Consider the following 14,399-nt stretch of genomic DNA (forward strand, 5'->3'; position numbering starts at 1 on the left):
GCGCCAGGGTGGTGGAACGGCGCCTGGCCGAGCTGCACCTCGACCGGGGTGGAGCGGCGCCTGGCCGAGCTGCACCTCGACCGGGGTGGAGCGGCGACCGCGGGCGCCGTGCTCGACGCGGTCGCGGCCTACCGCAATCCCGACGGGGGCCTCGGACACGGGCTCGAACCCGATGTCCGCGCTCCGGCGAGCCAGCCGCTCGCGGTCGACTTCGGCCTCGAGCTGGTCGGGCAGGTGCTCGGTTCCGCCGCGGGCGCGGACGACACGGTGCGGGACAGGGCTCGCGCACTCGCGGAGGGACTGCTGCCGTTCCTGGCATCCGTCGCGACCGCGGACGGCGGGCTGCCGATCGTGCTGCCCTCGGTCGCCGCCCACCCGCGGGCCGAGCACTGGGGCGACGGCCGGTTCCCCGCCGGGCTGAACCCCACGGCCGGTGTCGTGGCGCGGCTGCGCATGGCTGCCCTGGCGGCCGCCGGGGCCGGCCGCGGAGCTGGAGTGGCGCGGGGTACGCACCCTCAACGCGCTCCGGGTGCTCGCCGCGAACGCCCGCTGACCAGCCGGGGCCGCCCACCCCTTCCACGCGGCGGTCAGCTGCGGCGCTGCTGGTCGGCCAGGAAGTGCGCGATATCCGCGGTCGCCGGGTAGAGATCCCGGTACCGGGCGTAGAAACCGTCGTAGACCTCGGTTCGCCGCGGGTCCGGCCGGACCGTCCTCGCCAGCGGGTTCCACCTGGTGATGTCCGGATCCAGACCGGTGGCCACGGCGGCGAGGAAGGCGTCGCCGAAGGCCGCGCCCACGGTCTCCTCGGGCACCTGCTGCTCGACTCCGCTCACGTCGGTGACGATCTGCGTCCAGAGTCCGCCCTGCACGCCGCCGCCGACGGCGACCAGCCTGCCCGCGACGCCGCCCGCGGACCCCATCACCTCCAGGTTGTGCCGCACGCCGTAGGCGATGCCCTCCAGCGCGGCCCGGTACAGCTCGCCCGGTCCGTGCGCGGTGGTGAGACCGGCGAGCATCCCGCGCGCGTCGGCGTCGAACAGCGGGGTCCGCTCACCCGCGAAGTACGGGAGCAGCAGCAGTCCCCTGCTGCCCGGCGGTACGCTCGCGGCACCGGCGACCAGCCTGGCGAAGTCACCGCCCAGCAGGGTGCGCAGCCAGTCGGTGATCGCGCCCGAGGTGGCCATGCCCGCGGCGAGGGAGAAGGTCGCTGGGAAGGTGCCCCGCGTCGTCCACAGCCCCGGGTGCGGGCGCGGATCGGACAGCACCTGGATGAGGAACATCGTGGTGCCGTACATGACCATCGTGTCGCCCGGGTCGGTCACCCCGACACTGGCCGCCTCGGCCCAGGCGTCCACGGTGCCCGCGGTAACCGGAAGTCCCTGTGGCAGGCCGGTTTCCGCGGCGGCGTTCGCGGTCACCGTGCCGACCACCTCGGTCGGCCAGGCCAGCCGCGGCAGCCCTACGCCGGGTGCCGTGCGCTCGGCCCAGTCCGTGGCCCATTCCGCCGCACGCAGGTCGTACATCGGGTCGCACTGGCTGGCCGAGTGATGATCCAGCACGTACTCCCCGGTCAGCCGGTGCACCAGGTACGAGCTGGCCATCAGGAACAACTCGGCCCGCTCGAACACCGCGGGCTCGTTGCGGGCGAGCCAGCGCCACTTCGGCCCCACCGCCTGGGAGGACAGCGGGGTGCCGCCGCGTTCGAGAATCTCCTCGGCACCCAGTTCCGCGGTGAGCTCCTCGATCTCCCTGGTGGCCCGGGTGTCCACCCCGTACAGGATGGCCTGGCGCAGCGGGTTGCCGTCCGCGGTTGCCGGCAGCAGCACCGGCCCGATCCCGCTGACGGCGAGCCCAGCCAGCCGGTCACCGTCCGCGGCGGCGACCAGGTCCCGTGCCAGCGCGAGAAAGTCGCGCCACCACACGGATTCCGCGTCGTGCTCGACCCAGCCGGGATGCGGGGTGGAGGTGGCGTGCGGCCTGCTCGCCCTGGCCAACACCGTCCCTTGTGGATCGACGAGCACGCCCTTCGAGCTCGAGGTACCGATGTCGATGCCCAGCAGCAGCCCGCCGGTCATCTGGACCACTCGTCCAGGTCGATGTCGAGCAGCTCGGCGACCGCACGCATCTCCTGGCGACGATCGCCGGGCACGGCGTGAATGTGGTTGGCCCCGAACCGGCCGAGGAACACCGGGCCTTCGACGTCCAGCCTGGCGAAGGCATGCGGCCACTCCGGAGTGGACTGCCGGATGAGCCGCTCGTTGGTCGCCTCGTCGTAGCTCTCGAACTCACCGAGCATCAGCTGTAGCCGGTACCGTCCCTCGTTGCGGGTGAGCCTGGCCAGGGTCATCCGGCCCGGCGCGGCGATGTGCTGCACCGAGGCGCCGCCCGCGGGGAAGAAGAACACCTCCGGGTAGAAGTTGACCTTGGCAAGGTTCTCCGCGGGGTCCGCGCTGCGCGCCGCGTACCAGGTGGCATGCTGCCCGGAGTTGCACAGGTCCCAGACGTCCAGGTCGGCGTGGTAGTGCCGGACGTCGGCGAACAGCACCGGGTCACCGGAGATCAGGTGGAGCAACCGCATGGTGAGCGCGCCGTCCATATCCGCCTCGGTGGCGGTGATGTGGACCTCCTTGGGACCGTTCCAGTCGTAGGGGTCGTTCAGGAATGCCTCGGTCACGTCCATGGTGGCGAAGTGCTCGGTCAGCTCCGGCTGGGCCTTGATCCCGGAGAAGTCGAGGCCACGCTCGGCGATGATCTCCCGGATGGCCAGGTAGGATCGGATCTGCCGCTCCAGCAGCTCAGGAGTGAGCTTCTTGCCGTCGTAGTGCACCCCGGCCGCCATGGCCTCGATCCACTTCCGTGCCTTCCCGGCTTCGGCCCGGTCGGCCCGCTCGGCGCGCAGCACCAGCTCGTACTGGTCGATCTCCTCCACATCGACGCCGAACTGGCGCATCCACTGGTCGGTGTTGGCCACCGCGGTGTTCATTCCCATCGGCCTGCCACCGAACCGGCCGAAGGTGGAGCCGCGCAACCCGGTCACCGCCGCGGCGGCACGCGCGTGCACCGCGAGCTCCGCGGCCAGCTCCGCGTCGTCCGGCGGGCCCCACAGGCGGGTGTGCCGTCGCCCGATCTGGTCCAGCGCCCCGCCCGCGGCGAGCATGCCAACCAGCCCTGGCTCGGTGGGATCGGTGCTGGCGAGCAGGATCAGCGGGCTGCGGGTGGCGTCCGCGGCCAGCATGGTGAAGTGCGGAAAGCTCCATACCGCGTAGTAGAAGATCGTGAGGTCCACCTCGGCACGGGCGACCTGCCGAGCGACCGAGGTGGCGAGGGTGTTCGTGGCGACGAGGTCGTCCCCGGTCACCACCTCGTGCCCCGCCGCGATCAGCGAGTAAATCAGTGTGTCCTGTTTGGACTGGATGAACCGGGCGTTCCGCGCGTGCACATGCTCGCGCCCGTCGGAAATGCTGATCACGCCGATGCGGGCCACGATGCCTCCAGTGCTCGCCGGGTAATCGTTTTCCAATGACGCTAGGCTCCCCCGTGAAGCGATGTCAATAGACCGGAGAGGGGTGCGCGGTGGCTACCATCAGCGATGTCGCGGCGAAGGCGGGTGTCTCCACCGCGACCGTGTCCCGTGCGCTGAACGGCAAGTCCACGGTCGATCCGCAGCTGGTGGCCCGCGTCCGCACGGCGGTGGACGAGCTCGGCTACCAGCCCAACGGATTGGCCAGGAACCTGCGCCGGCAGGAAACCGCCGTACTCGCGTTGATCATCTCCGACGTGGAGAACCCGTTCTTCACCGCGATCGCCCGCGGGGTCGAGGACGTGGCGCAGACCGCGGGCTACTCGGTGGTGCTGTGCAACTCCGACGAGAAACCGGACAAGGAACGACGCTATCTCGACGTGGCGTTGCAGGAGCGGGTGGCCGGGGTGGTGCTGTGCCCCGCGGGCACCGCGACCGGCGTCGAGCTGCTGCGCCAGCGGGGAACACCGGTGGTGGCCGTGGACCGACCGCTGCCCGGAGAGCCCGGCGACCAGGTCCTGGTGAACACCCGCCTCGCCGCGCGGGAGGCCACCACCCACCTGCTCGACGCGGGGTACCGGCGCGTCGGTTGCGTGACCGGTCCCTCCGGGATCCGTACCGCTGACGAGCGGCTCGCCGGTTACCGGGACGCACTCGGCGCGGCGGGCATGGCTCCGACGTCGGCGCCGTTCCGGCACGCCGAGTACCACCGGGCCGACGGTGCTCGGGCGGCGGCCGTCGAGCTGCTCGACCTGGCCGAGCCACCGGACGCCCTGCTGATCGCGAACAGCGCGATGGCGATCGGGGTGCTGGAGGCGCTGGCCGGCCGCGGGCTGCGCCCGGGAAGGGACATCGGGGTCGTCGCCTTCGACGACCCGCCGTGGGCCACGCTGATCGACCCGCCACTGTCCGTGGTCGCGCAGCCCACCTACCAGATCGGGTCGGCGGCCGCGGAGCTGCTGCTGGCCAGGATCGGCGACCCGGACCGGCCACCGGTCACCCGCACCCTGGCCGCCCAGCTGATCCCCCGCGGCAGCTCCCGAGGAGGGCGGCACCGCGAGGTGACAGGCGGTAGCCGGTCTCCAGGCTCTCGGTGAGCCCGAGGTCCTTGAGCTTGCGGACATCGGCCTTGAACGCCCGCAGCGGCCTGCCGACCGCCTCCGCGAGTTCGGCGGCACGGGTGCCGGGACGCGTGCCGATCTCCCGCAGTACGCGCGCGGTCCACGGGCCGTGCCGACTCGCCCGGTCCAGCCGGTCCAGCGCGGCCAGCAGCTCGGTCAGCTCGACGCCCTCGGCCACTCGGGTGCGCAGGGTGTCCCGCGGGTCGGCGCCGGACAGGCTCAGCTCGACCCGGTACACCGGTCCCTCGGTTCGGGTGTCCAGCGCCGACCGCAGTTCCGCGACCGAGGCCTGGCCGGCCAGCCTGGCCTCCTCCTCGCTGATGGCGGCCGGGTCCACCGGTTCCACCGCACCGATGCGCAGCACGCCGACCGCGGTACGCAGCGTGCCGCCCGCACGCACCGAGGGGCGCCGCCAGCGCCGGAACGCCAGGGTCACCCACCCCGCCGCGATCAGCTCGAGGGTCCGCCGCGGAATGAGCACGAAACGAGTGTGCCACCTGCCACGCCGGGGAAATCGAAACGACCGGCACGAGGCTGGACAATCGAGCGAGGTGGGCGCACACTATCCCTCGATTGTCTACCACTCGTGTTGAATCATGTGCGGTATGTAGGCGATCCTGGTGAGTTCACGCACAATTCGGGGAAAAAGCGCACGAACCCGCACACGCGAGCTACCCTAGGCGTATGACATTGGCGTTGGAGAATGTATTGGCCAAGGCGGGCCTCCGGGTCGACGCGACGGAGTTCCTGACGCTGGTCGAGGACGCGGCTCGGCGACTGTCCCCGCCGAACCCGGATCCGTCGCACTTCTTCTCTCCCGACCAGCGGGCCGCACTCACCGACGTCGGTCTCGACCTCTCGCCGCACCAGGACGGCGAGCACGACTACCGGGCACGCACGGTCGCGGCCCATGCCGTGCTGGCCGAGTCGGCGCTGACCGTCGCCGAGGCGGCACGGACCCTCGGCGTGGACCACAGCCGCATCCGGCACCGGCTCAAGGACCGCAGGCTCACCGGCTGGAAGGACCAGGGTGGCTGGCGGTTGCCCTCCTGGCAGTTCACGCCGAGCGGCGTGCTGCCGGGGCTGGAGGTCGTGCTGCGCGAGCTGCCCGAGGACGTGCCCGCGCTGGTGGCCGCCGCGTACATGAACACACCCCAGTCCGACCTGGTGATCAACGACAAGCCGGCGACGCCTCGTCAGTGGCTGCTGGCGGGCGGTGACCCCGATTCTGTGGCCCAGCTCGCAGCCACACTCGGCACCCCGGCCTAAGCTGGCGGCAGCCCACAAGATCACAGAAGGACAGGTAACCGCTTCACATGGCAAGGCTGCCCCTGCCTCCCGCGCGTGCTGTCCTGGTCAATGAACTGCGCCGGACCGAGGACGTCGTCGCGGTGCACCCGGCGACCAGGTTGGTACGGATCTTCACCGCGCACGGCAACCACCCGCAACGGTGGAACACGTTCCGCTACACCGGCCCGCTGCCGCACGGCCGGTTCGACCCGCAGCCGCCACGGCGCGGCTCGGCGGTGACCGACCCCGGCAACGGCGTGCTCTACTTCGGGCTGTCGGTGCGGACGAGCATCGCCGAGGTGTTCCAGACGACCTCCACCATCGACCGCAAGAACCGCGGCCCCCGGCTGGTCGTCGTGCGCCCCGCGCGGACCCTGCGGCTGCTCGACCTGTCCGGCCTGTGGCCGACCAGGGTCGGCGCGTCCCAGGAGATCTCCAGCGGACCGAAGAAGATCACTCAGGCCTGGGCGCGGGCCATCCGCGCGGCCTTCGGCGACCTGGACGGGCTCTGGTATCGCTCGTCCATGGACGGCGGTGACCCGGCCATCTGCCTGTGGGACCCACCTGCCGGTTCGGCCCTGCCACTCGCCCCCGACGTGCTGCTCCCGCTGGACCATCCCGGCCTGGACGTACCGCTGGGGCGAGTCTGCCAGGAGCTGAACTACGTCATGCTGAACTGACCCCGGTCCCGAGATGCCGGGACCACCAGTCGAGCACGGCCTCGAACCGCTGCAGGCGGTGCCGCGGCTTGCCGGAACGGGACAGCTCGTGCCCCTCCCCGGGGAACAGCAGCAGTTCCGCCTCGGTGCCCGCGCGCCGTAGCGCCACGAACAGACGCTGCGCCTGTTCCACCGGGCACCGCCAGTCATGCTCGGAGTGCACCACCGCGAACGGAATGTCGATCTTTTCCGCGTAGCTCAGCGGGCTGCGGTCCCGCTGCACCTCCGCCCCGTGGAACTCGTAGCCCTGCACGAACTCCCAGCCCACATCCGAGCTGCCGGCGAAGGAGTCCCACGCGTTCACCGCGCGCTCGCTCCACGCCGCGCGGAACCGCTCGCCATGGTGCGCGGCCAGCCAGGTCGTCATAAACCCGCCGTATGATCCGCCCATCACCCCCACCCGCGTGGCATCCAGCTCCGGCCGGCTCAGCGCGGCGTCGAGCATGGCCAGCAGGTCGTCCGCGTCCACCGTGCCGAACCGGCCGACGACGGCACGGCCGTGCGCCTGGCCGTAGCCCGCCGAACCGCGCGGGTTCGCCAGCACCACCGCGTACCCCGCAGCGGCGTAGACCTGCGCCTCGTCGAAGAAGCTCCACTCGTACCGGGCGAACGGCCCGCCGTGCACGGCCAGCAGCACCGGATGCGGCCCCGGTCCCTCCGGAAGAACCAACCAGCCGTGCACCGGGTACCCGTCCACGGACTCCGTGGTCAGCTCGTCGCGCGGCCGGATCCCTGCCCCCCGCAGTGGCGCCGCGAAGTCGGTGAGCCCCCGACCGTCATCGCCGTCGAGCAGCACCACCTCCCCCATGCTCTCCGGCCCGGCGATCACGGCCGCGATCCGGTCCCCGTCCACGTCGAAGTCCCGGACGACATCCCGCGGACCGGTCAACGTAGGCAGCTCGCCGAGCTCGGCGGCCTCGGCGTGGCGGGGAACGAGACGCAGCTCGGCGGCGCCCCGGTTGCGCACCACTACCAGCACGCCGTCCGCATACCGTGCTGGCCCGCCCGCGTCCGGGACGCAGTCCACCGACTCGGTGTCGGTGTGCTTGCGCGGCACGGTGGGAGTCCCGTCCACCCGCAGGGTGGCCGACCACAGGCCGGCGTTGCGCGCCGCGAAGTCGACGCCGCCGAACTCGGCCCCGTAGAACCACACCGTGTCCCCGTCCACCATCGGCCGCAACGCGTTGCCCTCGGTGCGCACCGCCAGTACGGGGTCACCTCCATCCGCCGGAACCGCGTAGAGGTCGCGGTGCAGGGTCTCGGCGCGTCCCCAGTCGCGCGCCGCGACCACCAGCACCGACCGGCCGTCGGCCGTCCAGGCCGGATCCTCCACGTCGGTGACGTTGTCGGTCAGTGGCCGTGGTGTCTCCTGCGGACCGGACTCCGGCAGCGTGGACACATCCAGCACGAACAGGCGCCGGGGCCGGTCCAGGAGGAAACCGACATCGTCCAGCCGGTAGTCCAGCCTGGTGATCCGTCGCGGAGCCTCCTCGTCCGGCTCGGGGACCCAGCCCGAACCATCGGCGACCGGAGTGCCGTACCGCCCCGGTTCCGGGACGCGCGCGGTGAAGGCGATCCGGCGCGAGTCCGGCGCCCACACCGCCGGGCCCGCCCCGAGCGGCAGGTCGGTCAGCCGCACCGACTCACCGCCGCCCACCGGCATCACATGCAGCTGCGGCACGGACCCCCGCGCACCGCCCACCCGGAGGAAGGCCACCTGGCGACCGTCCGGGGATATCACCGGCGAGCTGTCCTGCTCGCCGGTACTCCACGGCCGGTCCTCGCCGTCCAGCCCGACCTTGCGCAGCACGCTCCGGTAACGGTTGTCGGCAAGATCGGGCCTCGACAGCGCGATGAGCAGCAGGTCGCCATGCAGGGTCGGCGAGCAGGGCACGGTCAGCAGTTCAAGATCGGTAGGGCGCACGGGGCAACCCTACCGGGTCATTAGCAGAACTAACTACCTCTGGACTACCGTTCCGAGGACGGGGCGACGCCTGTGGCCTCGGCCCGCGTGGCCCGCTCCTCCGGCGCCTCGGCGTCGAGCATCAGGTTGGTGCCGCCCACCGCGTCCGGATCCTTGCGTGCCTTGTACAGGCTGGCCAGCGTGGTCACGGTCAGCACGGCGACGATGACGCCGAGGGAGAGCCAGTTGTTGATCTCCAACCAGTCCGGCACCACGTGGTACTCGTGCAACGCGTGCAGGAACAACTTGGCGCCGATGAAGCCGAGGATGGTCGCCAGCCCGTAGGAGAGGTAGACCAGCTTGGTGACCAGCCCGCCGAGCAGGAAGTACAGCTGGCGCAGGCCCATCAGCGCGAACGCGTTCGCCGCGAACACCAGGTAGGCGTCCTGGGTGATGCCGAAGATCGCCGGGATGGAGTCCACCGCGAACAGCAGGTCGGCGCTGCCGATCGCGACGATCACCACGAACATCGGGGTGAGCCAGCGCTTCCCGTCCCGCCGCACCATCGACTTGTGCCCGACGTAGTCCTCGGTGACCGGGAAGACCTTGCGCACCCACCGGGTGACCGCGTTCTCGTGGTACTCCTCGTGCCCGCCCTTGTTGCGCACCATGCTGACCGCCGTCCACACCAGGACGGCACCGAACACGAAGAAGATCCACACGAACTGGGCGATCAGTGCGGCACCGACCGCGATGAAGGCGCCCCGCATGACCAGCGCGAGCAGGATGCCGATCAGCAGCACCCGGTGCTGGTGGATGGCCGGGACCTTGAACGAGGACATGATCACCATGAAGATGAACAGGTTGTCCACGCTCAACGAGTACTCGGTGATGTAGCCGGTGAAGAACTCGACGCCCGGGTCGTGCCCGCCGAGCATCCACACCGCGGCACCGAAGACCACGGCGCAGCTGATGTAGAAGATCACCCAGCGGGCGGCCTCGCCGGTGGAGACCCGGTGCGGCTTGCGGTCGACGATGACCAGGTCGACCGCGACCAGCGCGAGAAGCCCGCCGATCGTCGCGAGCCACAGCCACAAGGGCACGTTCATCTAACCAAACCTCCGGTGAGCGGATAGCGGCCACTACCGGAGGTCTCTTCCACCGGCGCGGGCACCGGCCGACGATGCCGGGTGCGCCGATCCGAGGATGCGGGGCAGCCGTGTTGACGACATCGCCGTGGGGGAATACTCCCCTCCACGTCGCTACATATCGTCGTCGTTCAACGTGATCCACGCCAGTCAAGGTCAGCAGTGTCACCGAAATGCCCGGGGTAACCTGCATCACAGTTTCGCAACCGGGGGCTACCAGCGGACTCTCAGGAAAGCCGGAATACGGTCATCCCGTGCGCCGAATCCCGTTCCTCACTCACTGGCGCGGCAGGCTCGTCGCCCTCGTCGCCCTCGCCGCCGTCGTCGTGCTCCTCGTCGCGGCCGGACTCGTCTGGGCCGGCGTCGGGGACGAGTCACCACCGGTACGAACCCAGGAAGCGGCCGTCGACGTGCCCGCCGCTCCCGGTTCGAGCGAGCGGGTACGGCTGGACACGACCCTGTACACGCCGGAGTCCACGCCCGCACCGGCGATCCTGCTCGCGCACGGGTTCGGCGGCAGCAAGGACAGCGTCGCCGACCAGGCCAACGAGCTCGCCGAGCGGGGGTTCGCGGTACTGGCCTACTCGGCACGCGGCTTCGGCCGCAGCACCGGAAAGATCGCGCTGAACGACCCGGACTACGAGGTCGCCGATGCCAGCGGGCTGCTGGACTACCTGGCGGACCGGCCGGAGGTGCTGTCCGACGCGGAGGGTGATCCCAGGGTCGGGGTGACCGGCGGGTCCTACGGCGGCGCGCTGGCGCTGCTGCTCGCGGGCACCGACGACCGGGTGGACGCGATCGCCCCGGTGATCACCTACAACGACCTCGCGCAGGGGCTGGTGCCGAACGCCGCGAGCAGTGAGCCGGTGGCGGCGCGAACCCCGGCGCCGGGAGCGTTCAGCCCGGACGGCGTGTTCAAGGAGTCCTGGGCGGGCATTCTCTTCGCCGCGGGCACCGGCCCGACCGCGGCGAGTCCGGGGGCGGCGGCCATCGAGCCCGGCAGCGAACTCGAGGAGGACGACGTCGCCGCGGCGGGCGCGCGGATCGCCGACCCCGGACCCGCGCGGACCCCTGGTTCGCGCGCCGATCCGTGCGGGCGGTTCACCGAGCGAGTGTGCGCCGCGTATCGCGATGTCGCCACCGACGGCAAGCCGAGTGCGCGGACGGTCGAGTTGCTGCACCGGGTCTCCCCCGTCTCGGTCACCGGCGACATCACCGTGCCGACCCTGCTCGTGCAGGGCGAGAACGACACGTTGTTCGGACTGGACCAGGCGGATGCCACCGCCCGCCAGATCACCGAGGCCGGCGGCGAGGTGACCATGATCTGGTACTCCGGTGGGCACGACGGCGGCTCGCCGGGGCCACAGCTGCGCGGCCGGATCGCGGACTGGCTGGACTTCCAGCTCAACGGTGAGGGCGAAGGTCCCGGCGCGCCGTTCAGCTACGAGGTGCAGGGGTCGCTGCGTACCGACGGTGCACCCTCGATCCGCAGGGTGGAGGCCGCGGCCTATCCCGGTCTCGAGGGCGGCGGCACCGAACGTAGGCAGGTGTCGCTCAGCGGCGAGCCGCAGGCCATCGTCAACCCGCCCGGCGGGAATCCCGCCGCGGTGAGCGGGATTCCCGGGTTGAACCGCCTCACCTCCAGCTCCTCACGGCTGTCCAGCATGTTCAGCATGGACCCACCCGGTCAGGCGGCCCGGTTCACCTCGCAGCCGAGGGACTCGCAACTGCTGATCACCGGCGGTTCGACGGTGCGGTTACGGGTCTCGGTCGCGGGCGAGCAGGCGCCGCAGGACCCGGCATCCGGCGCGGTGCTGTTCGCCAAGCTGTACGACGTCAGCCCGGACGGCAGCAGGACGCTGCCCGCGAACGCGGTGGCACCGATCCGGATCCCACGATTGCCCGCCGACGGCGGCGCCGCGGAGGTCACCGTCACGCTGCCCGGGATCGTGCGCCCGATCGAGGCGGGGCACGCGCTGGAGTTGGTGGTCGGCACGACCGACCGGGCCTACGCCACCCCACCCGAGCCCGCCGCCTACCAGGTGGAGCTGGCCGGATCCGGAACGGTGACCGTGCCGGTGGTTCCGGGCACGCAGGTGAGCGGCGGATGGCCGATCGGGCAGCTGATCGGTATCGGCGGTGTCCTCGCCGCCGCGGCACTGGTGTCCGTGGTGGCCGCGTTCCGTCGCCGACGCTCGCACCGGGTGGACCCGGAACTCGTGGACACCCCGCTGGTGATCAGCGGCCTCACCAAGGCATACCCGGGTGGGCTGACCGCGGTGAACGACCTGTCCTTCCGGGTGGAACGCGGGCAGGTGCTCGGCCTGCTCGGGCCGAACGGCGCGGGCAAGACCACCACCCTGCGGATGCTGATGGGACTGATCACGCCGACCTCGGGCGAGATCAAGGTGTTCGGTCACCGGGTGTCGCCGGGAGCACCGGTGCTGTCCCGCATCGGCAGCTTCGTCGAGGGCTCCGGCTTCCTTCCGCACCTGTCCGGCGCGGACAACCTGCGGCTGTACTGGGCCAGCACCGGGCGTCCCGCGGGCAAGGCGCATGTCAGCGAGGCGCTGGAAATCGCCGGGCTCGGCGATGCCGTGCACCGGAAGGTACGCACCTACAGCCAGGGCATGCGGCAGCGGCTGGCCATCGCGCAGGCGATGCTCGGGCTACCGGAGCTGCTGGTGCTGGACGAGCCCACCAACGGCCTGGACCCGCCGCAGATCCATCAGATGCGTGAGGTGCTGCGCCGCTACGCGGCCACCGGCCGCACGGTCGTGGTCTCCAGCCACCTGCTCGCCGAGGTGGAGCAGACCTCGACGCACGTGGTGGTGATGCACCGCGGCGCGCTGGTCGCCGACGGCGAGGTCGGCGAGATCGTCGCCGCCGGCGGTGAGGCGACCTTCCGGGTGGACCGGCCGGAGGAGGCCGCGGTGGCGCTCAGGGCGATCACCGGAGTGTCCACTGTGGAAGTCGACGGCGAGCTCGTGCACGCGGATCTGGACGGGCTACCGCGCTCGGAGGCGGTGGCCGCGCTGGTCGGCGCCGGTGTCTCGGTGGAGCAGGCCGGGCCCCGGCGCAGGCTGGAGGACGCGTTCCTGCAACTGGTCGGAGAGGGTGGCCCCGGTGAGTGACGAAGGTAAGGATACGGTGGGCGAGCAGAACGCGCGGCTCGACCACGGGGTGCACACAGATCCCGCCGCGTTGCGGGAGCTCACCGCGGCGGCGGAACACGAGCGCACCGAGGTGGGTCCGGACGGCGCGGTGGCTGGCTACCGGGCGGGCCGGACGCTGCGACTGAGCGTCGAACTGCGCAGGCAGTTGCGCAGGCGGCGGACCCAGTTGGTGTTCGGCCTGGTGGCGCTGCTGCCGTTCGTCCTGGTGATCGCGTTCGAGATCGGGGAGGCGAACCCGAACCGGCGTTCCGGCGGCTTCGTCGACCTGGCCACCGCGAGCGCGCCGAACTTCGTGGTGCTCACCGTGATGGTGTCCGGCACCTTCCTGCTACCCATGATCGTCGCGTTGTTCTTCGGCGACACCATCGCCAGCGAATCGTCCTGGTCGAGCCTGAAGTACCTGCTGGCGATCCCGGTTCCGCGGCATCGGGTCCTGCGGCAGAAGGCGATCGCCTCGGCACTGCTGTCCGCCGCCACGCTCGCGCTGTTGCCCGCGGTGGCGCTGCTGGCCGGGGTGCTCTGGTACGGCGCGGGGGAGGCGATCAGTCCCACCGGAGACGCCGTGCCCTTCGGGGACAGCGTGCTCGCGATGGTGCTGGCCGTGGTGTACATCGTGATCCAACTGGCCTGGGTGGCGGGTCTCGCGCTGCTGCTGAGCGTGTCCACCGACGCGCCGCTCGGCGCGGTCGGCGGGGCCGTACTGGTGGCGATCGTCTCGCAGATCCTCGATCAGATCACCGCGCTCGGTGACCTGCGGGACTTCCTGCCCACGCATTTCTCCTTCGCCTGGATGGATCTCGTCTCCACGGAAGTGGACTGGTCGGATATGGCCACCGGGGCGTTGTCCTCGGTGATCTACGGGACGGTGTTCGTGCTGCTGGCCGCCCGCCGGTTCGCCACCAAGGACGTCACGAGCTGAGCCGCCGGCGATCGGTCGCCAGCCGGGCGTGCATCTCGACGTCGTACCGGGCCTCGCCGTAGCGAAGCTTCTTGCGTTGCACGCCTTCCGGGCGGTAGCCCGCGCGGAGGGCGACCCGGCAGGACGCCGGGTTGTTCACCCGATGGCCGAGCTCCAGCCGGAACAGTCCGAGCTCCCGCAAAGCCCATTCGCTCACGGCGCGGCAACCCGCGGTGGCCACACCCCTGCCGCGCGCCGGCCGGGTGGTCCAGTAGGACACCCAGCCGGTGCCATGCCGGTGGTCCACCGAGGTCACCTCGGCGTTGCCGAGCACGACCCCGGCCCGGCTGGTGATCGCCCAGGCGTACCCGGAACCCGCCTCCCAGTGCCGGGCGCGCGCGGTCAGCCAGGCAGCCGCCGCGTCCGGGGTGTCCACGGACTCGACCGACTGCCGCCACAGGTCCTCGTCGGTGAACGCGGCGAGGACGGCGTCCACGTCGTCGGCGTCCCACGGTCGGAGAATCAGGCCGCCATCGGCCTCCAGTCGTTCGGTCACCGAACAACGGTCGATCAGCGCCGCCCGCCGGTCCACCGATTTTCCTGATCCGCTCGACCCTCCGCCCA

The 14,399-nt window shown here is 71.3% G+C and carries 12 protein-coding genes; 6 read left to right on the forward strand and 6 right to left on the reverse strand.

Annotated elements, in window-relative coordinates; all coding sequences use genetic code 11:
- Positions 1-48: 48 nt before the first annotated feature.
- Positions 49-645 carry a hypothetical protein gene (locus tag FB471_RS06040; protein ID WP_141996348.1) on the forward strand — a complete coding sequence of 199 codons (597 nt, stop codon included), beginning with the start codon at positions 49-51 and terminating at the stop codon, positions 643-645.
- Here FB471_RS06040 and FB471_RS06045 read toward each other — a convergent pair.
- Positions 588-2,075: an FGGY-family carbohydrate kinase gene (locus tag FB471_RS06045; protein WP_141996350.1), complete on the reverse strand. Its 1,488-nt coding sequence runs from the start codon at positions 2,073-2,075 to the stop codon at positions 588-590. The two genes, FB471_RS06040 and FB471_RS06045, sit on opposite strands and share 58 nt — an antisense overlap.
- Complete coding sequence (locus FB471_RS06050) at positions 2,072-3,484, reverse strand: L-fucose/L-arabinose isomerase family protein (RefSeq protein WP_141996353.1); 1,413 nt, start codon at positions 3,482-3,484, stop codon at positions 2,072-2,074. Before FB471_RS06050 ends, FB471_RS06045 begins: the two co-directional genes overlap by 4 nt.
- Positions 3,485-3,573: 89 nt before the next feature.
- Here FB471_RS06050 and FB471_RS06055 point away from each other — a divergent pair, with 89 nt between their 5' ends.
- Positions 3,574-4,617 (forward strand): LacI family DNA-binding transcriptional regulator, encoded by a 1,044-nt coding sequence (locus FB471_RS06055; protein WP_141996355.1) that lies wholly within the window; start codon positions 3,574-3,576, stop codon positions 4,615-4,617.
- Here the strand turns inward: FB471_RS06055 and FB471_RS06060 are convergent.
- Complete coding sequence (locus FB471_RS06060) at positions 4,517-5,122, reverse strand: ASCH domain-containing protein (RefSeq protein ID WP_141996356.1); 606 nt, start codon at positions 5,120-5,122, stop codon at positions 4,517-4,519. The two genes, FB471_RS06055 and FB471_RS06060, sit on opposite strands and share 101 nt — an antisense overlap.
- Positions 5,123-5,325: 203 nt before the next feature.
- On the opposite strand from FB471_RS06060, the gene FB471_RS06065 reads away from it, so the two are divergent.
- Positions 5,326-5,910, forward strand: a complete 585-nt coding sequence (locus tag FB471_RS06065) for a MerR family transcriptional regulator (protein WP_141996358.1) — start codon at positions 5,326-5,328, stop codon at positions 5,908-5,910.
- A gap of 47 nt (positions 5,911-5,957) precedes the next feature.
- Positions 5,958-6,611 carry an RES family NAD+ phosphorylase gene (locus tag FB471_RS06070; RefSeq protein WP_141996360.1) on the forward strand — a complete coding sequence of 218 codons (654 nt, stop codon included), beginning with the start codon at positions 5,958-5,960 and terminating at the stop codon, positions 6,609-6,611.
- Here FB471_RS06070 and FB471_RS06075 read toward each other — a convergent pair.
- Entirely contained in the window at positions 6,598-8,574 is a 1,977-nt protein-coding gene (locus FB471_RS06075; RefSeq protein ID WP_141996361.1) for a S9 family peptidase, read from the reverse strand. The two genes, FB471_RS06070 and FB471_RS06075, sit on opposite strands and share 14 nt — an antisense overlap.
- Positions 8,575-8,618: 44 nt before the next feature.
- Positions 8,619-9,662 (reverse strand): TerC family protein, encoded by a 1,044-nt coding sequence (locus FB471_RS06080; protein ID WP_141996362.1) that lies wholly within the window; start codon positions 9,660-9,662, stop codon positions 8,619-8,621.
- Positions 9,663-9,964: 302 nt separating this feature from the next.
- Between FB471_RS06080 and FB471_RS06085 the strand changes: the two genes are divergently transcribed.
- Positions 9,965-12,835, forward strand: a complete 2,871-nt coding sequence (locus FB471_RS06085) for an alpha/beta fold hydrolase (RefSeq protein ID WP_246076681.1) — start codon at positions 9,965-9,967, stop codon at positions 12,833-12,835.
- Positions 12,828-13,796, forward strand: coding sequence for an ABC transporter permease (locus tag FB471_RS06090; protein ID WP_246076258.1), 969 nt, complete (start codon positions 12,828-12,830; stop codon positions 13,794-13,796). Before FB471_RS06085 ends, FB471_RS06090 begins: the two co-directional genes overlap by 8 nt.
- Here the strand turns inward: FB471_RS06090 and FB471_RS06095 are convergent.
- Entirely contained in the window at positions 13,786-14,331 is a 546-nt protein-coding gene (locus FB471_RS06095; protein ID WP_141996365.1) for a GNAT family N-acetyltransferase, read from the reverse strand. The two genes, FB471_RS06090 and FB471_RS06095, sit on opposite strands and share 11 nt — an antisense overlap.
- Between the last annotated feature and the right edge of the window lie 68 nt (positions 14,332-14,399).

Source organism: Amycolatopsis cihanbeyliensis, from assembly GCF_006715045.1.
Lineage (GTDB): Bacteria > Actinomycetota > Actinomycetes > Mycobacteriales > Pseudonocardiaceae > Amycolatopsis > Amycolatopsis cihanbeyliensis.